Origin of the sequence: Sporomusa termitida (genome assembly GCF_007641255.1) — a bacterium.
Lineage (GTDB): Bacteria > Bacillota > Negativicutes > Sporomusales > Sporomusaceae > Sporomusa > Sporomusa termitida.
The window spans coordinates 1,473,877-1,495,828 of sequence record NZ_CP036259.1 but is presented as its reverse complement, the minus strand read 5'-3'; the positions used below and the strand labels follow the sequence as shown (position 1 = coordinate 1,495,828).

Annotated in this window: 24 protein-coding genes; 8 read left to right on the top strand and 16 right to left on the bottom strand. The window is 47.9% G+C overall.

The window, feature by feature from the left end; genetic code table 11:
• Positions 1 to 7 precede the first annotated feature (7 nt).
• The 8 genes from mutM to citD form a co-directional block, all read right to left on the bottom strand.
• Positions 8 to 826, bottom strand: coding sequence for a bifunctional DNA-formamidopyrimidine glycosylase/DNA-(apurinic or apyrimidinic site) lyase (gene mutM, locus SPTER_RS06535; protein ID WP_144349587.1), 819 nt, complete (start codon positions 824 to 826; stop codon positions 8 to 10).
• A gap of 14 nt (positions 827 to 840) precedes the next feature.
• Positions 841 to 1,905, bottom strand: a complete 1,065-nt coding sequence (locus SPTER_RS06530) for a GNAT family N-acetyltransferase (protein WP_144349586.1) — start codon at positions 1,903 to 1,905, stop codon at positions 841 to 843.
• Positions 1,906 to 2,267: 362 nt separating this feature from the next.
• Entirely contained in the window at positions 2,268 to 3,887 is a 1,620-nt protein-coding gene (locus tag SPTER_RS06525) for an ABC-F family ATP-binding cassette domain-containing protein (RefSeq protein WP_144349585.1), read from the bottom strand.
• A 291-nt stretch (positions 3,888 to 4,178) separates the two neighbouring features.
• Positions 4,179 to 5,528 carry a pyruvate carboxylase subunit B gene (locus SPTER_RS06520; protein WP_144349584.1) on the bottom strand — a complete coding sequence of 450 codons (1,350 nt, stop codon included), beginning with the start codon at positions 5,526 to 5,528 and terminating at the stop codon, positions 4,179 to 4,181.
• 24 nt (positions 5,529 to 5,552) lie between these two features.
• Positions 5,553 to 6,947, bottom strand: a complete 1,395-nt coding sequence (citX, locus tag SPTER_RS06515; RefSeq protein WP_144349583.1) for a citrate lyase holo-[acyl-carrier protein] synthase — start codon at positions 6,945 to 6,947, stop codon at positions 5,553 to 5,555.
• An 80-nt stretch (positions 6,948 to 7,027) separates the two neighbouring features.
• Positions 7,028 to 8,566, bottom strand: a complete 1,539-nt coding sequence (gene citF, locus SPTER_RS06510) for a citrate lyase subunit alpha (protein WP_144349582.1) — start codon at positions 8,564 to 8,566, stop codon at positions 7,028 to 7,030.
• 16 nt (positions 8,567 to 8,582) lie between these two features.
• Positions 8,583 to 9,455, bottom strand: a complete 873-nt coding sequence (locus tag SPTER_RS06505) for an aldolase/citrate lyase family protein (RefSeq protein WP_144349581.1) — start codon at positions 9,453 to 9,455, stop codon at positions 8,583 to 8,585.
• A 13-nt stretch (positions 9,456 to 9,468) separates the two neighbouring features.
• The gene (gene citD, locus SPTER_RS06500) at positions 9,469 to 9,741 is read right to left on the bottom strand and encodes a citrate lyase acyl carrier protein (RefSeq protein WP_144349580.1); all 273 of its coding nucleotides are present in this window, start codon (positions 9,739 to 9,741) and stop codon (positions 9,469 to 9,471) included.
• A 195-nt stretch (positions 9,742 to 9,936) separates the two neighbouring features.
• Here citD and SPTER_RS06495 point away from each other — a divergent pair, with 195 nt between their 5' ends.
• The 3 genes from SPTER_RS06495 to SPTER_RS06485 all read left to right on the top strand — a co-directional run bounded on the left by SPTER_RS06495 (position 9,937) and on the right by SPTER_RS06485 (position 13,547).
• A complete protein-coding gene (locus SPTER_RS06495) occupies positions 9,937 to 10,821 on the top strand; it encodes a LysR family transcriptional regulator (RefSeq protein ID WP_144349579.1) in 885 nt (294 codons plus the stop codon).
• Between the two features lie 251 nt (positions 10,822 to 11,072).
• The gene (locus SPTER_RS06490; RefSeq protein WP_144349578.1) at positions 11,073 to 12,371 is read left to right on the top strand and encodes a CitMHS family transporter; all 1,299 of its coding nucleotides are present in this window, start codon (positions 11,073 to 11,075) and stop codon (positions 12,369 to 12,371) included.
• 123 nt (positions 12,372 to 12,494) lie between these two features.
• Complete coding sequence (locus SPTER_RS06485; protein ID WP_144349577.1) at positions 12,495 to 13,547, top strand: AbrB family transcriptional regulator; 1,053 nt, start codon at positions 12,495 to 12,497, stop codon at positions 13,545 to 13,547.
• Between the two features lie 5 nt (positions 13,548 to 13,552).
• Here SPTER_RS06485 and SPTER_RS06480 read toward each other — a convergent pair whose 3' ends face one another.
• Positions 13,553 to 13,771, bottom strand: coding sequence for a hypothetical protein (locus SPTER_RS06480; protein ID WP_144349576.1), 219 nt, complete (start codon positions 13,769 to 13,771; stop codon positions 13,553 to 13,555).
• Between the two features lie 189 nt (positions 13,772 to 13,960).
• Between SPTER_RS06480 and SPTER_RS06475 the strand changes: the two genes are divergently transcribed.
• Together SPTER_RS06475 and SPTER_RS06470 are read left to right on the top strand one after the other, a co-directional pair.
• A complete protein-coding gene (locus SPTER_RS06475; RefSeq protein WP_144349575.1) occupies positions 13,961 to 14,239 on the top strand; it encodes a hypothetical protein in 279 nt (92 codons plus the stop codon).
• Between the two features lie 10 nt (positions 14,240 to 14,249).
• A complete protein-coding gene (locus tag SPTER_RS06470; protein ID WP_144349574.1) occupies positions 14,250 to 14,708 on the top strand; it encodes a hypothetical protein in 459 nt (152 codons plus the stop codon).
• Positions 14,709 to 14,748: 40 nt separating this feature from the next.
• On the opposite strand, the gene pap is transcribed toward SPTER_RS06470, so the two are convergent.
• The 5 genes from pap to SPTER_RS06445 form a co-directional block, all read right to left on the bottom strand.
• Entirely contained in the window at positions 14,749 to 16,248 is a 1,500-nt protein-coding gene (pap, locus tag SPTER_RS06465) for a polyphosphate:AMP phosphotransferase (protein ID WP_144349573.1), read from the bottom strand.
• A gap of 268 nt (positions 16,249 to 16,516) precedes the next feature.
• Positions 16,517 to 16,834, bottom strand: a complete 318-nt coding sequence (locus SPTER_RS06460; protein WP_144349572.1) for a FlxA-like family protein — start codon at positions 16,832 to 16,834, stop codon at positions 16,517 to 16,519.
• A gap of 243 nt (positions 16,835 to 17,077) precedes the next feature.
• The gene (locus SPTER_RS06455; RefSeq protein ID WP_144349571.1) at positions 17,078 to 17,314 is read right to left on the bottom strand and encodes a hypothetical protein; all 237 of its coding nucleotides are present in this window, start codon (positions 17,312 to 17,314) and stop codon (positions 17,078 to 17,080) included.
• A 53-nt stretch (positions 17,315 to 17,367) separates the two neighbouring features.
• Complete coding sequence (locus SPTER_RS06450; protein ID WP_144349570.1) at positions 17,368 to 17,604, bottom strand: hypothetical protein; 237 nt, start codon at positions 17,602 to 17,604, stop codon at positions 17,368 to 17,370.
• A gap of 104 nt (positions 17,605 to 17,708) precedes the next feature.
• Positions 17,709 to 18,083 carry a hypothetical protein gene (locus tag SPTER_RS06445; RefSeq protein WP_144349569.1) on the bottom strand — a complete coding sequence of 125 codons (375 nt, stop codon included), beginning with the start codon at positions 18,081 to 18,083 and terminating at the stop codon, positions 17,709 to 17,711.
• Positions 18,084 to 18,364: 281 nt separating this feature from the next.
• Between SPTER_RS06445 and SPTER_RS06440 the strand changes: the two genes are divergently transcribed.
• Positions 18,365 to 18,568 (top strand): hypothetical protein, encoded by a 204-nt coding sequence (locus tag SPTER_RS06440; RefSeq protein WP_144349568.1) that lies wholly within the window; start codon positions 18,365 to 18,367, stop codon positions 18,566 to 18,568.
• Between the two features lie 124 nt (positions 18,569 to 18,692).
• Here SPTER_RS06440 and SPTER_RS06435 read toward each other — a convergent pair whose 3' ends face one another.
• Positions 18,693 to 18,875: a hypothetical protein gene (locus tag SPTER_RS06435; protein ID WP_144349567.1), complete on the bottom strand. Its 183-nt coding sequence runs from the start codon at positions 18,873 to 18,875 to the stop codon at positions 18,693 to 18,695.
• A gap of 104 nt (positions 18,876 to 18,979) precedes the next feature.
• Positions 18,980 to 19,630 (bottom strand): outer membrane beta-barrel protein, encoded by a 651-nt coding sequence (locus tag SPTER_RS06430; protein WP_144349566.1) that lies wholly within the window; start codon positions 19,628 to 19,630, stop codon positions 18,980 to 18,982.
• A 318-nt stretch (positions 19,631 to 19,948) separates the two neighbouring features.
• On the opposite strand from SPTER_RS06430, the gene SPTER_RS06425 reads away from it, so the two are divergent.
• Positions 19,949 to 20,623: a response regulator transcription factor gene (locus tag SPTER_RS06425; RefSeq protein ID WP_144349565.1), complete on the top strand. Its 675-nt coding sequence runs from the start codon at positions 19,949 to 19,951 to the stop codon at positions 20,621 to 20,623.
• Entirely contained in the window at positions 20,613 to 21,905 is a 1,293-nt protein-coding gene (locus SPTER_RS06420; protein ID WP_246105511.1) for a sensor histidine kinase, read from the top strand. Before SPTER_RS06425 ends, SPTER_RS06420 begins: the two co-directional genes overlap by 11 nt.
• The last annotated feature ends 47 nt before the right edge of the window (positions 21,906 to 21,952 follow it).

Genomic DNA, 21,952 nt, shown 5'->3' with positions numbered 1-21,952 from the left:
AAAGAAACTATTTTTGGCAGACAGGGCAATAAAAAGCGTTTCTGCCGCCCACACGTTTTGTCTCAATCAGGTGGCTGCAGACTGTACATGGCCGGCCTGTCCGGTAAGCGACCTGGAGGTAAGGCTCGAAGCCGCCAGTAAAATTGTCGTCTGAAGCAAACTTCTCTTCATACACACCGCCAAATTTTATCGCCTCGGTCAAGATTGCTCTGATACAGTGATATAGCTGCTGCCGTTCTGCGGCAGTAAGGTGTGAAGCCTTGCGTTCAGGCCTAATCCGGCTGCAAAACAGCGCTTCATTCGAATACACATTACCAATGCCCGCAATAAACGCCTGATCCAGCAGCAGCGGTTTGATCATCCCTTTACGCGGTGCGAGCAATTCCAGAAATTTTTTCAGGGTAAAATCCGCTGCCAGCGGTTCCGGCCCCAGCCCGGCCAATTCCGGCATAGCCGTTAGGTTTACAGTAGGCACCAGATGCAGATAGCCCAGATTGAGTTTAAAAAAGGCTAAGCGCTGGCCTGAATTCAGCATAAGCATAACCGTGGGCTTCCCCGCCGGCTCTTCGCCGGGATACAACAGCCGCACATGGCCTTCAAGCATAAAGTGGACAATCAGCGAGCGCTCCTGCCCAAGGCTGATGATGATTTGCTTTGCCCGCCGGCGGATAGTAGTGATCTGCCGGCCGGTTGTTAGGGCACTAAATTCCGCAACCGGCACATTAAGAGCTTTTTCGCGGTTAACAATCACTTGTTCAATGGCCTGCCCCTGTACCTTGTGCTCAAGATGGACTCTGACAGTTTCAATCTCAGGAATTTCAGGCATAAAATATCCCTTCCCTAATTTTGGTTTCCCAGTGGTTTCCGGCCGGTCAACACCGGCTGACCGGCCGGGATTAAAACCCGGCTTAGCTCCTTTTGCCTTAGTGCCGATGGCCGGAACATCAGATAATAAGCCAAGTTATTTTTAAAACCCAGGTCCGCCAATGTGATCTGTTTAGCAGAATCGTCGCTGTAGATAGTGGTACTAATAACCCCCTGGCAACCATTGGCCATGAGAATACTGCCGGCTTTCTCGATGATCGCCCGCCGCAGCTGCTCATGCGCCGGATGAAGGATAAGGCTGAAAATATGGCTGTTGGCTTTAAAATAACTGTTTATTGTCAGCAAAGCCACGATTTTACCCTGCTGCTCCACGACATAGTCTTTTTGCTGCTTCCGCATCAGATTATTTTTAATCCATTCCAGGCCTCTAACCATCATACTGGGGTTAAATTCACCATAAGTCCGCTTAATCACCCGCCGCAGCGTTAATGGAACCGATTCCAGGTATAAACGGTAGAGTTTGGCCCTGTCTCCTCCCCGGAGTTCGCGAAAGCCGCTTATAGTCTCCGTCTGTTGCTCCGGCCAAGAGCAGCCTGAACGCAAAGGTTTTTCATAATGCAGTATTTGCGTGACTTGTCCAAACCCCAGCCGCTGGTAAAAGCTGTAAGCCGGATTATCAACCCGGACCTCAAGCACAACATCATAATCATTAACATCAGCCACATCATTCAGCAGTTTTGTTAAAACCCAGGTCCCCAGTCCCAAACCCCGGTACTGCTTGCTGAAGGCTATATAGTCCACATGCAGCTGGGTGGGGTTAAGGCTGGACAGCTGAATAAAACCAATAACCTGGCCTGCTATTTTTACAACATAAATAGTAAAATGATTTTTAACCCAGGTTGAGAACTTGCTCAACGGGTGCAAAATATAGTAAAACTGCCTGGTACGGTGAATGCGGCGCCTAATCTGCTCAGCATCAATCTCCTCGCCAAAAGCACTGGCAAATAATTGTTCCAATTGTGCCAAATCCGGACGCTGTACCTTTTCAATTGTCATATGCTCAAAGGTGTTAGCAGACATGTTTTTTCTCCTATATTAGCTTATTCAACTATATAGAGTATCCTCTAAAGATTTCATAATTATTACAGATAAGCATTCTATCATCTATCCTCAAATCCTGTTTTTTCTTAAACAAAAAATAGCTTACCGGTAGTACAAAAAGAGACTGCTTACTTTTAGCCTGGATAATTACTGTACTCCGTCATCACAAGCAATAGTATGACAATCTCTTTTTATAGCAGTGTATCACCGTTTTCTACCCCTGCTGCCGATGGCATGCGACTGTCGGGAATAGTAATAAAAGCACCTTCTTACTCTGAAAAACCGCCACATGCCGGGTGTGGCAGATCACCATCGCCTGAGGTTTTGAAGCTGCTGTTCCGTTACTTGCCGTACATGGCTGCCAGTAGTTTTTTGACATCAGCATTGGCCAGATATTCGTCATAAGTCATGGTGCGGTCAACTATACCATTGGGTGTAATCTCAATAATACGATTGGCAATTGTTTGAATAAACTGATGGTCATGGGATACAAACAAGAGTGTACCCTCATAGTTTGTCAGTCCAGTATTTAACGAGGTAATTGACTCTAAGTCCAGGTGATTTGTCGGCTCATCAAGCAACAGCACATTAGCGCCGCTTAACATCATTCTGGCTAACATGCACCGGACTCTCTCCCCACCGGATAAGACACTGGCTTCTTTTTGGCTCTCCTCGCCGGAAAACAGCATTCTCCCTAAAAAACCCCGGATAAAGGATTCTTCCTGGTCACGGGAAAACTGGCGCAGCCAATCAACAAGATTCAGGGCAACACCGTCGAAATACGGGGAGTTATCTTTGGGGAAGTAGGCCTGACTTGTTGTTACACCCCATTTAAAAGAGCCGCTGTCAGCCTCTGCTTCTCCCATTAGAATTTTGAACAGCAAAGTTTTAGCCGCTCCTGCCGGACCGACAAAAGCAATTTTGTCGCCTTTATTTACCAGGAAACTAACATCATTTAAGACCTGCTCACCTTCGATTTTTTTGCTGATGTTTTCGACAGTCAGCAACTGAGCCCCTGCCTCGCGGTCAGGCTTAAAGGCCACATACGGATATTTGCGGGAAGAAGGCCTGATGTCGTCAAGCGTAATTTTTTCCAGCAGTTTTTTGCGGGAAGTCGCCTGCTTGGACTTAGAGGCATTGGCACTAAAGCGCTGGATAAAGTTTTGCAGATCTTTAATCTTTTCTTCTTTTTTCTTATTGGCTTCCTTGGCCAGTTGCAGGGCAAGCTGACTTGATTCCAGCCAGAAATCATAGTTGCCCACATAGAGCTGAATATTCTGGAAATCAATATCGGCAATATGGGTGCATACCTGGTTTAAAAAATGCCTGTCATGGGATACGACGATGACAATGTTCGGAAAATCGGCCAGAAAATCTTCCAGCCAGGAAATGGAATCAATGTCCAGGTGATTTGTAGGCTCGTCCAGCAGTAAAATATCAGGGTTGCCAAACAGTGCCTGCGCTAACAGCACCCTGACTTTTTCGTTGCCGCTGATTTCCCCCATTTTTAGCTGATGGAGGTCGTCCTTAATACCCAGGCCGTTTAAGAGCTTGGCGGCTTCGGTTTCCGCATCCCAGCCGTTCAATTCAGCAAACTCGCACTCCAGTTCCGATACCCGGATACCATCCTCATCCGAAAAATCCGGTTTGGCATACAGGCTGTCCTTTTCTTCCATAATGGCATACAGACGGGCATGGCCCATGATAACTGTTTTTAGAACCTCAAACTCATCAAATTCATAGTGATTTTGTTTAAGTACGGCCAAACGTTCCCCTGAGGAAATGGCAATCTCGCCCGCGGTTGGCTCAATTTCACCGGACAATACCTTGAGAAAAGTCGATTTACCGGTGCCGTTAGCGCCAATGAGGCCATAGCAATTGCCGGGAGTAAACTTTATATTGACATCCTTAAACAGAATGCGCTTGCCAAATTGCAGCGTCAGCTTATTAGTACTAATCATCGTTAATTACCCATCTTTCCTAAATATTACTTACGAAGTGTAATTGTACCATAGTTTTGCCCAGAAATAAAGTCTAAGCTCGCCAAAACAGTAAGCTCAGGTCTTAAAATCCATGTAGCTCCCGTATTGAGCTTGCCCAGTCCGTTAGGACGCCGGTAGAAGCCGCCTGTGCCCTGTAGCCTAGTACCCTGACTCGGTTTTATCTTTTCTGATCATGGAAAAAAAGGAGTCCTCCCCTTGATCAAAAAGCACTATTTGCTAAGCCTGCAAATAGTGCTTTTTGTCATTATTCTAGCGATACTTCCCAAAATAGTCCAGCGCAATTTCCGGAAACAGAGCGTAGGACAATACATCCTCAGTCGAAGCGTTAGGGTAACCTTTTCCTGCCAGTTCCTGACGCAGTGCGTCCATCTGTGGCGCAATGTCATCAGCCGGGCGGTGAGTAATAATAGGTTCATCACCAACGATCATCTTTCTGAATTCAGGGTCGATCGGTGCCGGCGTCCGCCCGTACTTGCCCCGGACAAGGTCCTTAATCTCGCGGGGAATTACGTTATAACGCCCCAGCATAACATTGAAGGCCGCCATCGAGCCGGTAATCTGACTGGTCGGCGTAACCAGCGGCGGGTAGCCAAGCTCCGCCCGCACCTTGGGCATCTCTTCCAGCAAATCAGGATATTTATCAGCCATCCCCTGTTCTTTCATCTGATTCAGCAGATTGGACAACATACCGCCCGGTATCTGGAACGATAACACCTTGGTATCGATGTCTATCGCAGTATTCAGATTAAAATCCCCGGCCAGAGCTTTTTTTACAGCCCGGAAATGGTCGGCAATCGGATAGAGGTTTTCTTTTTTAATACCGGTATCGCGCGCAGTACCCTCCAAAGCGGCAACAATCGCTTCGGTGGCCGGTTGCGAAGTACCCAGGGCAAAGGGAGACAAAGCACAGTCAATAATATCAACACCGGCTTCGATAGCCTTGAGATAGGTCATGGAAGCCATGCCGCTGGTATAGTGGCTATGCAGTTGAATGGGAATGGCAATATCGGCTTTGAGTGCTTTGACCAGATCATAGGCCGCATATGGCGCCAGCAGGCCTGACATATCTTTAATGCAGATCGAATCTGCCCCAAGCGCAACCAGATCTTTGGCTACTTTGATAAAGCTGTCCTGATTGTGATAGGGACTGATCGTATACACAAATGCTCCCTGCACATGCGCCCCGGCGGCCTTGGCGGCCTGCATAGCCACCTCCAGATTACGGACATCGTTTAAGGCATCAAAAATCCGGATAACACCGATACCATTATCAACCGCGCGGTTGACAAATTCACGCACAACATCATCGGCATAATGGTTATAGCCGAGAACATTTTGACCGCGCAGCAACATTTGCAGGGGAGTCTTTTTCAGATATTGCTTTAGGGTGCGCAGACGTTCCCAGGGATCTTCCCCCAGAAAACGCAGACAGCTGTCAAAAGTTGCCCCGCCCCAGGCTTCCAGGGCGTGAAAGCCAGCCTCATCAAGTTGTTCCAGCATAGGGATCATATCGGTAATACGCATACGTGTGGCGGCAAGCGACTGGTGGCCGTCCCGCAGGACTGTTTCCACAATTTTTACAGGTTGATTATTATTCATTGTTTAGCTCCTTCCCATAACACTTTATTTTTCATGGTTAGTCTCAACCAAATATAGGAAATATGTGGCAGCTAATAAGTCGGCAACACCGCCGGGACTAATATTACGTTTAATAAAGGCTGTATCCAGCGCACCAATCAGTGCTCTGCCGGCAGCTGTCAGCATTCCACCATAATCCATGACCCTCCGGGCATTATTTTGCACCTCATCTAAAATCTCCAGGCCATGACGATTTAAAATCGTGGTGTCCTGGACAACTGTCATCAAACTCAAAAGCGTATGTACCAGGGCATCATTGAGTGACAGCCCCTGTCCTAACGCAGCCTTCAATACCGGCAGACCCTGTGCTTTTATGCTGGGTAGACCTGCTTCTATTTCACCCCGTATACCGGTAACACCATATTTAACATATAATTTTTCACCGGCTGTCAGCCTGCCGGTTGCTTGTCCTGCCTTAAGCACGGCCAGTTCACGCGCTACAAGACCACTGGCCATGGCAGCTGCGGTGGCCAGTATTTGATCGGCAGTGGCAATATTCGTCTGCTGTAAGGTGTAAGTGGCTGCCGCGGTAAGAATACCAAGCAAAAACAGCAGTCCTTTTTGCGTATTAACCCCGCCGGTGGCCTGCAGCATTTGCTGCTCACCCTCCTGGCCGATACAGCGCAAAACAGGCAGTAACTCCGCCGGCGTTCCCTGGTGCCCCCACCCGGCAGCTGCGCAGCGGAACATACTGCCTGCCAGCGCGCTGCTGCTCATCAGAAAACTAAAAAAATCCATGTCCTGATGGGCACCGGCATTATCGCGGTCTACCAGCCCCGGGGCCGGTGTACACGCGGCTTCCAGCAGCATGGCTTCAATCGCCCATGACCCTATATTCCAGACAATTGCCGGCCAGGGATTCGTAGCAGCAGCGGCAAAAGCACTTAACCGCCAGGCAACATTGTCACCGAGCTCCGTACTGCTGTGCCGGCCCAGCCGCCGGCACAATACGGCCGGCTGATTGCACAAAAAGCAGGAACGTTCCGGGTATCCCAGACTGCTGCGGGCGATCTGCCGGCCGGCAGCATCAAATACATCAATATCAAACAGCCTTGTAGAAAAGCCGGACTCCTCAATAGCCATACAAGCCAGTTTAAGCTTATCTGCAGCACCGTTAACAGCCAGAATAGCCGCAGGCCCGGTCAGCGGATAAATAAAGCGCTCTTCCACAATGGTAAAACCACAGTCCCGGGCAGCAATCCGGAAACGGTCAACCGCGGCTTGCAGCAGCTTTTGGATATTGGTGCTGTTTTTGACAGGGCCGGGGATGTTGGTGGTAAAGCTGACCACAGGCAATTTATACCCGCTTCTAATTTCAGCCTGGAGGAAAGCCAGCCGTTCTTTAGCAGCCAGAATCGCCGCTAAGGTTACTTGATCCAAGGCTCTGTTCCATCTCCCTCTGTCATTTTCTCTTCAATTTTACCATACTTTTCCCAAAATAGAAATTACCTATGCCATTTCTATAACGGTTTCCGCACAACATCAATAATCGTACCATCACGATACTCAATAACAGCCACAACCTCATCGCTCACGGCAATTGGTTCCGGCTTACCCGCCATATCATAGGCTAACCTCTGCAGGTCATGAATACTCATAACCGGTAAGCCGATACCCTTAAAATTCTCCGTCAGGTCTGTACGGCGCGGGTTAACGGCAATCCCGCGTTCAGTGACGATAACGTCAACCGTTTCCCCTGGAGTAACAATTGTATTAACCTTGTCCAGCACCATCGGCAGCCGGCCCCGCAGCAGCGGCGCAACAACAATGGCCAGATTAGCGCCTGCGGCCGTATCAGAGTGACCACCCGAGGCCCCCATGATCACACCATTGGAATCAGTAATAACATTAACATTAAAATCAACATCCACCTCTGTCGCGCTCAGAATAACCACATCCAGGTTATTGACAATAGGCCCGCCGCTATGCGGATTAGCGTAATATGAGGCTGACATTTCGAGATGGTTGGGATTATTCTTCAATGATTCGATCGAAGGGAGATCGAAATCCTGAACATCAAATATTGTTTTAATAAGTCCCTGCTCCAGCATATCAACAAATGGTGCCGTAATGCCGCCCACACCAAAGCTGGCAGCAATCCCCTGAGCCAGCATTTTCTCCTTAATAAACTTAGCCGCCGCCAATGAGGCCCCGCCGCTGCCGAGTTGCAGCGACCAGCCCTCTTTAAAGTACCCCGAATGCTCAATAACACCGGCAGCATATTCGGCGATCAGCAGTTCACGCGGATCACGGCTGATTCGCAGGGCGCCGGAAGCAATGCCCTGCGAATCACCGATGCTGTCAAGCACAACAATAAAATCGACCTGCGTTTGCGGAATACTGATGGGGTATGCCGGATACGGCACAAGGTTATCGGTAATAGCCACAACTTTTTCAGCATAGGCGGCATCCACCATGGCATACCCCATCGAACCGCAGGCCGAGCGGCCATTAATCCCATTCATATTGCCATAGCTGTCGCAACAGGGAGCACCGATAAAAGCCACATCAAGCTTAAGATCGCCGGCTTCGATGGCGCGGGCCCGGCCGCCATGAGACCGGATTACAGCCGGTTTGGCCAGCTTGCCGGAAGTCATAAGCCTACCGAGTTTACCGCGCCCGCCACTTGTCTCAATCGCGGTAATAACGCCCTGCTCAATAAAGGGAATTATGGCTTCGTTAATATCATTAAGTGAGCTCGGGGCAAGCGTCAGGCCTTTAATACCTTTTTTGGCAATAGCTGCAACCACCAGATTAAGCACATAATCACCATTGCGAAAATGGTGATGAAAGGAAATTGTCATGCCATCCTTTAACCCGGCCGCTTCGATGGCTTGTTCAATTGATTTTACGATCTTTTCTGATCTAGGTTTGTTAACCCGAATTTTAGGCCCCACCATCCGCCCGGTGGGAATCGTAGCAAATGGTCCGGCATAAGGGCGGACTTGAGCCACCCCGGTTATTTGATCCGGAATAATTCTTCCAGCTGCATTAATCATGACTTAAGCCTCCCTGTTACTTTTTAACCGACTTGGCGTAGGCCAGCACCCGCTCCGCCCGCAGCACCATCGGGGTGTCGATCATCTTCCCGTCCAGGTTGATAACCCCGGAATTGCGTTCAATGGCCGCATTGTAGGCAGCAATGACCCGCCCGGCCTGAGCAATTTCTTTTTCCGTCGGGGTGAAGATCTGATGGACAATCCGGACCTGCCGCGGATTTATCACCGATTTGCCATCAAACCCAAGCTGCTTGATCAGATTGACTTCAGCAATAAAAGTCTCTTCATCGTTAATATCCGCAAACACAGTGTCAATGGCATCAATGCCGGCTGCACGGGCCGCCAGCAAGAGCTGCGATCTGGGCACAAACAGCTCTTTGCCATCTTTGCTGCGGGTAGTTTTAAGATCAGCGATGAAGTCTTCGCCGCCGATGGCCAATGCCACCATCCGCGGACTGGCAGTAGCAATCTCATAGGCATTGCGCAGCCCCTTGGCGGTTTCAACAGCAGCCATCATATTAATTGAACCAGGTGCAAAGCTATAACGGCTTTCTGCTTCACTGATGATTGCGTCAACCTCTTCAATATCACGGGGTGACTCTGCTTTGGGCAACCGGATTAGATCCGGTTTAGCCGCAAGTACAACCTTTAAGTCATCGACGCCATAAGGTGTTTGAATATGATTAATGCGTATTGCCACCTCACAGGGATAGTTAAAATACTTAATCGCGTTATGCACAAGATGCCGGGCTGCATCCTTTTCGCTGATCGCTACCGCATCTTCCAGGTCAAAGATTACAGTATCAGCCCCGTAAATACCTGCATTCTGCAGCATGGATGGATTATTCCCCGGCATAAACATCATCGCCCGGCGTAATTTTTTCTCCATAACTTTCTCCTCCTTAGCTGAGCGCCCGGCTGATTGCTGTTGTTACCCGTGCTTCAATTGTAAAATTCAAGGCGCCTTTGTCGTTGGCATGCACAGTAGCGTCTTCAATGCCGTGGGCGATAAGTGTGCTGATAATTACGTTTTTAATCTGTTCGCCGTATTGCTGGACAGTAGGACTGACCAGTTCAATCTTTATTCCAGCCCCCGTCTCAGCAGGAGCCACCATGATCAGGATATCTGTCGATTCTACGCTGCCGGCTTGCGCCGCTTTCAGCAGTTTAGGCATACTAAATCCTCCTCCCCTGAATGACAATCTAACTACGGCATATTATAACTAATATTCTGAAATAACAACAATACATATACACGATTGAAAGCCATAACATATTTGGATATCAGCCCAACAAGTTTCCCCGTTAAACAGGAGACTGGCATACCGACGGCGTACATAGCAAATACAGCACATTGAGGAGGATGACTCATGGAAGACCGGGACTGGCTTATTTTACAGGCTCTTTATGAGCAAAAGAATATTACTAAAACTGCCCAGGCATTATTTATATCGCAGCCGGCGCTGACAGCAAGACTCAGAAATATCGAAGAAGAGTTTGGTATTAAGATTGTTTACCGTACCAGCAAAGGAGTGCATTTTACTCCTCAGGGCGAATATTTAGCCAAATCATCTACTGACATACTTTTTAATCTGCGTAGAATCAAAGAACATGTCACCGATATGAATAGCAGTGTTGCCGGCACACTGCGCCTGGGAGCCTCCAGCTATTTTACCATGTACATGCTGCCGCGCCTCTTACAGTGCTTTAAACAGGAACACCCGCATGTTGAGTTTAAAGTAACGACAAGCTGGAGCCGCGAGGTCTTTAATCTGGTGCATAACCAGGATATTCATGTCGGTTTTGTCAGTTCAGATTATGGCTGGCAAAGCCAGCGGCATCTATTATTTGAAGAACCGGTTTGTATTGCCTCAGCCAGCCCGTTAGATATAAGGAATTTACCCAAACTGCCACGAATTAACTACCAGACTGATTCATTAATTAAAGCAATGATTGACAAATGGTGGCGGGAAAACTTCGCTGAGTCTCCCTCCATCAGCATGGAGGTAGACAAGCTCTCTACTTGCAAAGAGATGGTGGCAAGCGGCCTCGGCTATGCCATTATGCCCTCACTTATTGTTAGCAACATTGAGCACCTGCATAAGATCATCCTCACCGATAAGGAGGGTAAGCCGATACTACGCCGAACCTGGATGCTCTACCACGAAGAACTGCTGGAAATGAACATCGTCAGCGCATTTGTTCACTTTGTTAAAAACATCGACTTTCTTAACCTCATTCTCCCCTGTAAATAAAAGGCAATATGCTTATGTGAGCTTTCTTCGCATATGCATATTGCCTTTTCTCTGAGCAAAATAATAGCCAATGACTAAAGTATTATTCCGCTGTCCGCGGTGAGTGTTGTTATAATATATGAAATATATCAATAATTTTGATAACCAGCCATCACGAGTTTGAATTTTACTTATAGACTGCAGTAATCTATACTCAGATTCGTACACATTGAAATTGTCGTAATTTTTAGTCAGGAAGGGGAGAGCAATCCATGCTCGCATTAATGGGATTCTTAATGGTTATCGTCTTTATGTACCTCATTATGTCCAAACGTCTTTCGGCCATGACCGCTCTAATGCTAGTGCCGCTGGCCTTTGGCATCATCCTTGGCTTTGGACCTGACCTTGGTGCAATGTCGCTTGATGGAATCAAAAAAGTTGCGCCTACAGGAATCATGATTTGTTTTGCCATACTTTATTTCGGTGTTATGATTGATGCCGGCTTATTTGATCCATTGATCAACAAGATTTTAAAAGCTGCAAAAGGTGACCCCCTGAAAGTTATTGTTGGTACAGCCGTTTTAGCAGGTATCGTTTCCCTTGATGGCGATGGCTCAACCACCTATATGATTACCTGTTCCGCGATGCTGGCTATTCACCGCCGCCTGGGCATTCACCCCATGGTTTTGCCAGCCATGGCAATCATGCAGAATGGGGTTATGAATATCCTGCCCTGGGGCGGCCCTACCGGCAGGGTCATGAGTGCTTTAAATCTGGAGGCTGCCGATGTATTTGTGCCTTTAATCCCGGCGATGATTGCCGGCACCATCTGGGTACTGTTTGTGGCTTACCGTATTGGATTGAAAGAACGCGCCCGGCTGGGCACCCTGCAGATGCAGGATGTAATTGCCGAAACAGCAACTGCCGTTGTTGACATCGAAGCCCAAAAGCTCAAACGCCCACACTTGTTCTGGGTTAATTTGAGCATAACCGTTATCCTGATGGCCGCTTTAGTTAGAGAGGTGTTGCCTCTCAATGTTCTGTTCATGATCGGCACTTCCCTTGTTTTGATTATTAACTATCCCAAAATCAAAGACCAGCAGGCTCGTATTGCCACCCATGCTGCTAATGCACTGCCGGTTATAGCCATGGTTTTCGCAGCCGGTATTTTCATGGGCATCATGTCAGGCACCAAGATGGTTGATGCTATGGCCGGTTCACTGGTATCAGTCATTCCGTCTTCTATGGGACCGCATTTGGCCCTGATTACAGCTTTGGCCAGCCTGCCCTTTACCTTCTTCCTGACAAATGATGCCTTCTACTTTGGTGTAGTACCTGTCCTGGTCAAGACCGCGGCAACCTACGGCATCACCCCGGCTGAGATCGCCCGCGCTTCCTTAATTGGGCAAGGCGCACACCTGCTAAGCCCGCTGGTTGCATCAACCTACCTCCTGGTAGGTCTGAACGGGGTCGAGTTTGGTGATTTCCAGAAATATACCCTGCTGTGGGCAATCGGCACCTCTTTAGTTATGCTGGCGTTCTCACTGGCTATCGGAATAATTCCTTTCTAACTGCCGCTTCGCCAGGTAATACGCTGTTAAATACGACAGAACCTGCTTCTTCAGGTGCTGTCGTATTTCTACTTTCAGTTTAAAAGTGATAAAATATATTCATTATGTGCAAAAAGGTGAATTATGTATAAACAATCGCTGCCGCTATTCTTCCTTGCCGTTCTTGGCGGCTACTTATTCAGTATAAGTCATATCCCCTTACCCTGGACACTAGGGCCGCTGGTGACGGCCGTTGTCTGGAAAGTCATTACCAAAAAAGAAGTTTATTGGCCCAAAAAACTGCGCAATACAGGGATGGTATTTCTGGGCTATCTGCTGGGCAGCCCTTTCACCCCGGCGGTTGCCCAGCAGGTACTTTACCAGTTACCGTTAATGCTGGCGATCACGCTGGTCCTGATTACGCTTTGCCTGGGCACAGGCTATATTGCCAACCGTTTTGTAGGCATTGGCACAGCTAACAGCGTCATTGGCAGCATACCTGGCGGCCTGTCGCAGATGTCAATCATCTGTGAAGAAACCGGCGGCACTGATGTGTCAGTAGTAACCCTGATGCAAACAGTCCGTGTCATTACTGTTGTATTTACGGTACCGCTGCTGGCACTGCATGGGCTTAGTGACAAAGTTACTGCCGCCAGCCGGTTGGCAACGAGCATCAGTCCCGGTGAAATTCCCGCACTGGCGGTTTTCGCCGTGACCATCCTGCTGCTTATAAAACTCTGTCAGCGAATACATCTGCCAAATACATATGTAATTGCGCCAATCCTCGGCACAGCCTGCCTGGTGTTAGCCGGAGTGCCGGCGCCGGCGCTGCCTGTTACAGTCATTGCCCTGGCGCAGGTTGTGATTGGCATCCGAATGGGCATAGATATTGACTTCAGCAGCCTGCCCAATTGGCAAAAGATTGCGGCCTCAAGCTTAGTAAGCGTGCTGGCAGTAATTCTGCTCCTGCTCGGCTTTGCTTTTATCATTTCTTCTTTTTACTCAATACCGTTGGTTACTGCCTTTATCAGTATGGCCCCGGGCGGCATGTCGGAAATGGGGCTGATAGCCCTGGCGGCCAATGCAGATCTCCCCACGGTTGTCGCCTTTCAGCTGTTCCGCCTGCTGTTTATCCTTATTGTCTGCGTACCGGTGGCCAGATGGTGGTTACACAAGCATAGTCACAGGTGTACCTGATTCCCTTATTCATCCTGTTTTCTTTCCAGCTCCCTCAACCGGTTAAGAAACCGCTCGACTTTACCGACTTCACCGCTGGCCTCATATTCATAAAGCCAGCGGCCTGTACCGCTATGATTCTCGACAAAACGAACATCAATCAGGCATTCGCTGCCCAGTATATCGACCCGCCGCGGCTCAAGCGGGGTAATGACAGTTTCGTTAACCTTAACAAATTTACGCAAATTCCTTTACCTCACTAACTGTAAAATTGACCTTTTTCTTTATTATACAAGGAATATCGCTGACCGTCACCTTACAATATAGGTCCGAAAAAACTTTGATTTTTCTTGACTTTTTTTAAATTTCATATTACATTGGTTGTGTCGAGCCCTCCTTCAAAAGACAAAATACAACAAGGTGCGTGATAATTAATGTCCGAAAGAATGAGCTTGCAAGATGTTCTCCGGGAATATGGCATCCCACTTGCAACCCTGAATGTAACAGCATCGCCCCAGGACTGCACAGCTCTCCGTGAACGTCTGATTGCCATCAGAGACCTCAGCCAAGCGAGAGAACAAGGCTATCTGGAAGTAGCCTGTACGTTTTATATTGATGTCCATGACATTGACCGGTATTTAGCGGGTGAACTGCCTAATTTAGCTGAAATCTTCACTTTTCCGGAAGATGTTAAAACCCATAGGGAGGAATAAGAGGAATAATATGACGATAAAAAAATTATTAGTCTTAACCGTTCTGTTTATGTTCGCTTTCACTACTGTAAGTTTTGCTGCCAAAGGCGGCTTTAAATCAAGGCCCGCATCGCCGGCCCCCCGGCCGGCAACAAACCAGACGGCACCGGCCAAAAACACTACCAGCGACTACAAACCCTCAGCTCCGGCTCAGAGTTATGGCGATAAAGCACCGGCGGCGGCAGCCAAACCCAATGCCCAGCCTGCCCAGCAACAAACCGGCGGCGGCTTCCTCCGCAGCGCCGGGCTCTTGGGCGGCGGTATGCTCTTAGGCAGCATGCTTGGCGGCATGTTTGGGTTCGGTGAATCAGGCATGTTTGCTTCCCTTATGGGCATGTTGTTCAACATTATACTGTTAGCCGCAGTATTTATGGCCGGACGCTTTTTATGGGAAAAATTCAAAAACCGCGATAATAAACAGCGGCGCTGACAATAACCGGGATGCAACCTGCATCCCGGTCTTCTTTTGCTTAGAGCTTACTCTCAATAGCCTCGATTACTGTTTGCATAACCTTTTTCCTGGCATATTCCTTGGAGTTGGCTTCTACCAGCGTCCAGGGGGCATATGTTGTGCTGGTACGGAAAAACATTTCGTCAACAGCCTGCTCGTATAGCTCCCACTTTTCCCGGTTGCGCCAGTCTTCACCGGTAATTTTCCACTGTTTTCCCGGATTGGCCAAGCGTTCCTCAAAGCGGCGCTGCTGTTCGTCTTTATCAATATGCAGCCAGAATTTTATCATCACGGCACCAAAACTGCCCCACTGCGCCTCCATCTCATTAATCTCCCGGTAAGCCCGCCGCCAGTCTTTATCCCGGCAGTAGCCTTCTACCCGTTCAACCAGAACCCGCCCATACCAACTGCGGTCAAAAATCGCAATATGTCCTGCTTTAGGAACATTACGCCAGAAGCGCCACAAATAATGATGCGCCTGTTCTTCAGCCGTTGGCGCACCGGTGGGAATAACCGTATAGCCGCGGGGATCCATGTTTTGGGTAAGACGGCGGATAGTACCGCCTTTGCCGGCAGCATCCCAGCCTTCCAATACGATCATCACCGGGATGCGGTTGCTGTAAATAAGATGTTCCAGTTCCCTCACCCGGGTTTGGTAAAGTTTCATAAAGTTTTCGTATTCTGCCGCCTTAAGGGTTTTAGTCAGGTCAACCCCGTCAAGAATCGATGAGGTAAATATTTTGGGCAATGTCCAAGCAGATAGCAGCAGGTCAGATGGCCTGTCATTCTTTTCCTGCTCTGCAGCGGCAAGCATCGCCAGCTGCTTTTCCAAAGCCCCGCTGACCGTGGCAATGATTTTTAAAGTTGCATACCGCCGGTCATGAGCTTCAATAATAGTCCAGGCGGCACATGCAGTATCAGTCTGCTGCATCATTTCTTCGGTCGCCAGCAAAAAATCATTATACTGCCGGTGATGCTCCCAGTCAGTCGCGGTTACCCGCCAGGCAGTAGCCGGGTCTTGTTCCAGTCTCTCCAGCCGCTTACGCTGTTCCCGCTCGCTAATATGTAAAAACAGCTTAATAATTAATGTCCCGTCATCAGCTAACTGCCGCTCAAAAGCACGGCTGTCATGATATGCGTCTTGCCCACTATAATCGGTCCCACCCTTAGCCACTCTGTCAGCCAAAGTTTTTGTATACCAGCTTCTGTCCAGTACGACGATCCGTCCCCGCTGAGGGGTTTTATTCCAGAATCGCCAGAAATAAGGTCTCTTTACAGCATCTTCATTGGGCTCGCCAATCGAATAGACATTAAAGCCCCGGGGATCAAGCGATAAAATCAGCTCATTAATCAGGGTTCCTTTGCCGGCTGCATCCCAGCCTTCAAAAAGAATTAAGACCGGAATTCCTAAATCCCGGGCCTGGCGCTGCAATGCTCCCAGCCGCTCACGTAAGCCGCCAATCATTTCCTTATATTCGGCTTTGGCAATCTTCTTCTGCAAATCCACCTTTTCCAGCATACCGACGACCTCCCTGTTCATTGCTCCCGTCCTTTCCCCATTTACCCGCTATCCTCATTTTAGCAAAATCTGTGTTGCCAGTCACAGATTTTTAATGCACAGCCGTTCGCCGCTGCCTTCATTATCAGGAAAATTTGCGGTGCCCTTTCGGGTAAAGATTTTCTTAACCCGAAAGGGCACCGCATTGAACTTGATAAATGCCGCTACGGTAACAATAAAAACATTCGGATTGTATGCAGTGCAATCCGAATGTTTTTATTAATAGCCTTTATATCTCTATATCTACTCGTTGACGAACAAGCGCCTGTTTGCTGCTACCAGCACTGCTCTGTTCGGAACCGGAGGCCTGAGCCTCTGTCTTTTTCCGCTGCAGCTGCTGTATTTGCGTCTCAATTGTTTGAATTTGGGCCTGAATTACCTGGATCTTCTGTTGCTTATCTGTTTCAGTAGTTTTTTTGTCCTGATTTATTTCATTAATTTCTTTTTGCAGGGCTTGTTTTTTTTGTTCCAGGCTTTTCGTCTCATCCTGGCTGCTAATTTGACTTACCTGCGCACTGCCACTCTGACCAATCGATGTTATTGCCATATTATACTGCTCCTTTTTCCCACTAAATTAAATACTCTTGACTTCCTTATCGATAGGCAGCCTTGGAATTCTCTTTGAAAAAATTCAATTGACCGCCATATTGTTAGATTTCCTATAGCGCAAAGTCCAAGCTCCCCACCAATTGTATGGCAAATGTCAGCAGCGCCAAAGAGCACCGGGACGCTAACAGCCAAAAGATAAAGCTGCCAATCCTCAGAGACCAGCAGCCTGCGAAAAAAATTACTAATTATCATAATCGGAATACTCGTTAGATCGCCAGCCATGAAGCCAGTGCCAGGGTTTTCCCCCGCCGGGATATCCCCAGCCGAATTTGTTCCAATTCCAGCCGGGCCAGCCCCAGTTGCCGCCCCAGCCAGGCTTATGCCAGCTCCCCCATTTATTGCCACTCCAGCCAGCTTTTCCTACGCTGATAATCAGTTGGCGTGACAGCCTAGTCCCGCAATTGGGACACCGAGCCATAGCAATCCCCCCTTTAGCAGCTTTATTATATACTATTCAACGCAAATAAATTGTCACACAGGCCGCTCAATAAACCATTTCCCCTCAACACAGAACAAATACACCTGCTTGCCGGAAATTAAACAACTATACCTTAGCCCTACCCCGCCGGCTTTGAGAGATGCGGCCTGACGGACATCATAAACTTTATCGACGGTAAACTTACGGCCATCAGCCCAGTTTAAGGTTAAGGGCCTGACAATCCCGTTTACATCATGTTCAGCTGTTATACTGACAAATAGCTTGCTCATTTACACTGCCTCCAAACATTTGTTTGTTTTATCGTAGAACAAATGTTCCGGGCCGTAAAGTGGTAATAACAGGAAAACCGCCGGAACGGCGGTTCCATAGTCATTCAGACTGCCTTATATCGCCATTCACTGATATCAATCGCCAATTCCGGCACAAGGTATATTTCATCAGTACCTATTCGATCTATGGCCAAATTGAGGATTGCAATTGTTCTCTGTTTTTTATAGGTACCGATACACAGTCTCTCAATAAACACCAGCTGCAGGCGCTGCTCAGAACCAAGAAACTTATCTGCAATTACATCGTTTTGTACCCCGCCTGCGTTATCGCTGTCGATACTATCGGCCAAAATTACATGGATTTTGAATAGTTCCAGGCTTTTTGCCACTTTTAATACATTCCCCAAGGTAATCGTTTTCTCTACTGTTTCGGCGGCTATCGCCTGCTTAATCTTCGAAAAATTTTCATATGCCAGCATTTACGTCGCTCCTCTACTGTTCAGCATTCACCAACCGGGCCTGCTTTACCCTATAATCTCATTATATGTAATCTAATTGCATTTAGTGAGATCACGGTCAGCTGAACCGTATCGGCGAAATAACAGAAGCCGCCCTGTTTGAAAAAATACTCAAGATTGCTGATAACAGAGGCTTGGGGTATACGCCTCTGAATGTTATAATATCTTTAAAAGCGGTAAAGCAATAGAAACGGCCTAAATTGATGCAGCGGCTAAATAAATATATAGGCGGGGGTGGTATTGTGGATCGTGTTGAATCAGTACAGCCTATAAAAAGAACGTTGCCTGTTCGCAGAGTAGTATCGAATTACTTTGATTTCCAGACCGAAGACCAGTCTAAGCCCAAGAAGAGGTTCCGCGCCAAAAAAAAGAGTCCGAATGAAGCAACCAAGCAACCCTCTGCCCCGGTGGCGGGGGTGGGGGATCATGTCGATTTTAAAGTTTAACCTTGTATTCTGATCAGTTAAGTAAACCCCGGCTACCCCGGGGTTTACTTAACTACCAGCAGTAGCGGTGTTTTTCTGCCCCCGATAAAAAGCCGCTTGCCGGTTATGACAAGCGGAATTCGCCCTAGTTATAGATTGTCGCCCTTTCGGCAAGCAGCTGGTAAAGATATTCAAACATAATTTCTTCGCCTCTGGCTTTATCACCGGCATTCATAAAGTGGATCTTGCCGTCAGCAATGGTAAAATTACTAACTCCACTGGCAATTAGCTGCTTTTTTATGTGCAGCACCAACTCTTCCAACAGCATATAGTTCTATCCCGCCTCTTCTTTTCCATTATATGTAAATCATTGTACCACTTCTTGTCCGGAAAACCAAGAAAAAAATTCCCCCTCTCCGTGGCAAGCGCTTATTAGAATGTAAGAGTAATACCGGCACCAACACCCTCGATTTTGACGTCAATCTTGCCGTCGCTTAAATTAAACCCCTGATATTTATTATAGCGGTAGATTACATTGCATTCTGCATTTTTAGCGATACTATAGCCTAAACCAACTTCATAGCCAATTATGTGGCTGCCGGCGCCGGCAGAGGCCCAGCCAGTCAAATTTTCAGTAAATTTAGTTTGTCCGATTAGCCCTAAATGAAAACTGCTTTGAGATCCTCTTTCACGATAAATTATATTGCCTAAGTCTGGACCTGCATAGTACAATAAATTAATCTTTGCAGTTTCCCCTGCCCAACCGGCATATGCAGATACATTCGGGTTTATTTGATATAAAACATTCATTTCATATGCACTAAGCTGAGCATGCGCATTACTTGGCGGAGTCATTCTTAAATAGTTTTTGTTTTTATTATCAGCATATTTATACTGCAGTGCAAATTTGTTGCCAACGCCATAAGTGATGCCACCGCTGACATTATCTTTAGTGCTGTCACTGTTGATGTTGGGATTTAAGTCGATGGCGGCCTTCCCTTGGGTATAGTCTGTCAGCGGTGAAGCAAATGACACCGATGTTATGGTCATCGCTGCCGCTAAAATTGCTGAAATTTTTTTCATTGATATCCTCCGGACTTATTTATAAGCATTAAAATTAGACAAATTTTTCTCAATTCCTTTAAAATTCTACTATAAAGATAATTATTCTATAAAAACCCAGACCAAAATCAACACACTAAACAACCGGCTAATAGCCGGTTATTTTCTGGCCAGGCCCACACCCCCGCAAGCTCAGGCCTGCCAGAAATTTTCTTTGAATTTCCTTTGATTTTTCTTTAAAAACAAATGATTTTCCAAGGTTGTTCCTTTACAATCATAAGTAGCAATCCTACGATACTACGGTGTGCTATATCTACATTGTCTTAAAGGAGTCTTATTGTGAAACTACTCTTAATTGAAGACGAACGCCGGCTGGCCGAAGCGTTATCTCATATCCTTAAAAAACATGGCTACGCTGTCGATACTGCCTTAGACGGCGAAGCCGGCTTAGATATGGCGGCCACCGGTGTCTATGATATCCTCATTTTAGACCGGATGCTCCCGGTCCGGGACGGTGTTTCGGTCTTAAAAGAGTTTCGCGGCCTGGGTTTTGAGACGCCCGTGATTTTTTTAACGGCGAAAGACTCGACCAAAGACCGGGTAGAAGGTCTGGATGCCGGTGCCGACGATTATCTGGTAAAACCTTTTTCATCAGAAGAGCTGATGGCCCGCCTGCGTGCCCTGGCCCGCAGGCAGACCAAACTTTTAACCAGCGATACGCTGGCAGCTGCCGGGTGGATCTTAGACCCGCTCCGCTGTGAAGTAACCAAAGATAACGAGATTATCAAACTAACAACCAAAGAAACATTGCTGCTGGAGCTATTAATGCGCAATTACGGCCTTGTCGTCAGCAAAGAGCGCATCTGGGAAAAAGTCTGGGGCTTTCAGGCTAACATTGACATTGCGAACGTTGACCTTTATATTCATTATCTGCGCCGGAAGCTTAATACGACCTTTATCAGAACAGTTAGAGGCATTGGCTATTATCTAAGGAGTGAAAGTCATGTTTCGTAAACTACGCCGCCAGTTAACCCTGGTAAACATGGGCATAATGGCGCTCCTCTTCCTGATTCTGACGGCCGGCAGCTACTTATTTGCTCAGGACCGGTTAACCACAGGCGCTGCTTTCTTATTAAAAAGAGTCGCTACAGATTTAATCAGCGGCAAACTCGATGACCTGCCACCCCGTCCTAATCGCGGCGAAGGTATGAGTCCGGAGCCCGCTCCAGGACCAAGGCCCGGGCCCGCCCCTATTCTCGGCCCCGGGTTCGGCCCCGGTCCGTCTGTTTTTTTTGTCCGGGTAAATGCGCAGGGCGAAATAATGGCCAATTCCTCCAATCTCTCCTTATCTGCCGAAGACTTAGTCCTCCTGCTGGCAGAAGCACGCAGTTTAAAATCCGAGCAAGGCACGCTCACCTTGGCCCAGGTAGACTACAATTATTTAAAAACAAATATTCCCGGACAAACCGACTATTATTTCCTGTTTCAGGATTTCTCCCGGGAAAAAAATGCTTTGCGGATTGTCATCACTGCTCTTATTCTCATCGGGCTGGTTTGTATTTTTCTCTCCTTTTTTGGCAGCCGCTATCTGGCCAACAAAGCCATGATTCCCATTCAGCAGGCCTGGCAGCAGCAGCGGGATTTTCTGGCCGATGCTTCCCATGAGCTCAGAACCCCGTTGGCAGTCATTCAGACCAATCTGGAGGTCGTGCGCTCTGCCCCGGACGATGCGGTTAAAGAACAGGAACACTGGCTGGAAAATATTCAGACAGAGGTTTCCTGCATGACAAAACTGGTTGATTCACTGTTGTTTCTGGCCCGTGCCGACTCACATCAACAAATTCTCAATAAAAGCAACTTCGATTTGGGCAAAGCAGTCTGCCTGGCCGGAGCCCCTTTTATCCCTGCCGCCGAACGTAAAGAGATTAAGTTGGGCATTCACACCGAAACGATCACCTATTTTGGTGATGAAGGCAAGTTGTGCCAGGTAGTCGCCATTCTAACCGACAATGCCATCCGCAATACACCCGCCGGCGGTATGATAACAATAAGCCTTAAGCATACAATCGATTCGATTGTCCTCATTGTCCGGGATACCGGAGAAGGCATCGCGGCCGAGCATTTGCCGAAAATTTTCCACCGTTTTTACCAAGCCAACCCGGCCCGCACCAACGGCGGGTCCGGCCTGGGTTTGTCAATTGCCAAACTAATCGTCGAAAGCCATAATGGTACGATTAAAGTTATCAGTTCCCCGGGAGCGGGCGCTACGTTTACAGTTACGCTGCCACTATCATAATTGGAAAAATCTGCTTAGGCCCAGGGAGTAAAAAACAACAGCGGACC

What these genes read in the sequence shown, in the direction of transcription:
- mutM (WP_144349587.1), bottom strand. Translation starts at nt 826, where the DNA reads ATGCCTGAAATTCCTGAGATTGAAACTGTCAGAGTCCATCTTGAGCAC.
- SPTER_RS06530 (WP_144349586.1), bottom strand. Translation starts at nt 1,905, where the DNA reads ATGTCTGCTAACACCTTTGAGCATATGACAATTGAAAAGGTACAGCGT.
- SPTER_RS06525 (WP_144349585.1), bottom strand. Translation starts at nt 3,887, where the DNA reads ATGATTAGTACTAATAAGCTGACGCTGCAATTTGGCAAGCGCATTCTG.
- SPTER_RS06520 (WP_144349584.1), bottom strand. Translation starts at nt 5,528, where the DNA reads ATGAATAATAATCAACCTGTAAAAATTGTGGAAACAGTCCTGCGGGAC.
- citF (WP_144349582.1), bottom strand. Translation starts at nt 8,566, where the DNA reads ATGATTAATGCAGCTGGAAGAATTATTCCGGATCAAATAACCGGGGTG.
- SPTER_RS06505 (WP_144349581.1), bottom strand. Translation starts at nt 9,455, where the DNA reads ATGGAGAAAAAATTACGCCGGGCGATGATGTTTATGCCGGGGAATAAT.
- citD (WP_144349580.1), bottom strand. Translation starts at nt 9,741, where the DNA reads ATGCCTAAACTGCTGAAAGCGGCGCAAGCCGGCAGCGTAGAATCGACA.
- SPTER_RS06495 (WP_144349579.1), top strand. Translation starts at nt 9,937, where the DNA reads ATGGAAGACCGGGACTGGCTTATTTTACAGGCTCTTTATGAGCAAAAG.
- SPTER_RS06490 (WP_144349578.1), top strand. Translation starts at nt 11,073, where the DNA reads ATGCTCGCATTAATGGGATTCTTAATGGTTATCGTCTTTATGTACCTC.
- SPTER_RS06485 (WP_144349577.1), top strand. Translation starts at nt 12,495, where the DNA reads ATGTATAAACAATCGCTGCCGCTATTCTTCCTTGCCGTTCTTGGCGGC.
- SPTER_RS06475 (WP_144349575.1), top strand. Translation starts at nt 13,961, where the DNA reads ATGTCCGAAAGAATGAGCTTGCAAGATGTTCTCCGGGAATATGGCATC.
- SPTER_RS06470 (WP_144349574.1), top strand. Translation starts at nt 14,250, where the DNA reads ATGACGATAAAAAAATTATTAGTCTTAACCGTTCTGTTTATGTTCGCT.
- pap (WP_144349573.1), bottom strand. Translation starts at nt 16,248, where the DNA reads ATGCTGGAAAAGGTGGATTTGCAGAAGAAGATTGCCAAAGCCGAATAT.
- SPTER_RS06460 (WP_144349572.1), bottom strand. Translation starts at nt 16,834, where the DNA reads ATGGCAATAACATCGATTGGTCAGAGTGGCAGTGCGCAGGTAAGTCAA.
- SPTER_RS06455 (WP_144349571.1), bottom strand. Translation starts at nt 17,314, where the DNA reads ATGGCTCGGTGTCCCAATTGCGGGACTAGGCTGTCACGCCAACTGATT.
- SPTER_RS06450 (WP_144349570.1), bottom strand. Translation starts at nt 17,604, where the DNA reads ATGAGCAAGCTATTTGTCAGTATAACAGCTGAACATGATGTAAACGGG.
- SPTER_RS06445 (WP_144349569.1), bottom strand. Translation starts at nt 18,083, where the DNA reads ATGCTGGCATATGAAAATTTTTCGAAGATTAAGCAGGCGATAGCCGCC.
- SPTER_RS06435 (WP_144349567.1), bottom strand. Translation starts at nt 18,875, where the DNA reads ATGCTGTTGGAAGAGTTGGTGCTGCACATAAAAAAGCAGCTAATTGCC.
- SPTER_RS06430 (WP_144349566.1), bottom strand. Translation starts at nt 19,630, where the DNA reads ATGAAAAAAATTTCAGCAATTTTAGCGGCAGCGATGACCATAACATCG.
- SPTER_RS06420 (WP_246105511.1), top strand. Translation starts at nt 20,613, where the DNA reads ATGTTTCGTAAACTACGCCGCCAGTTAACCCTGGTAAACATGGGCATA.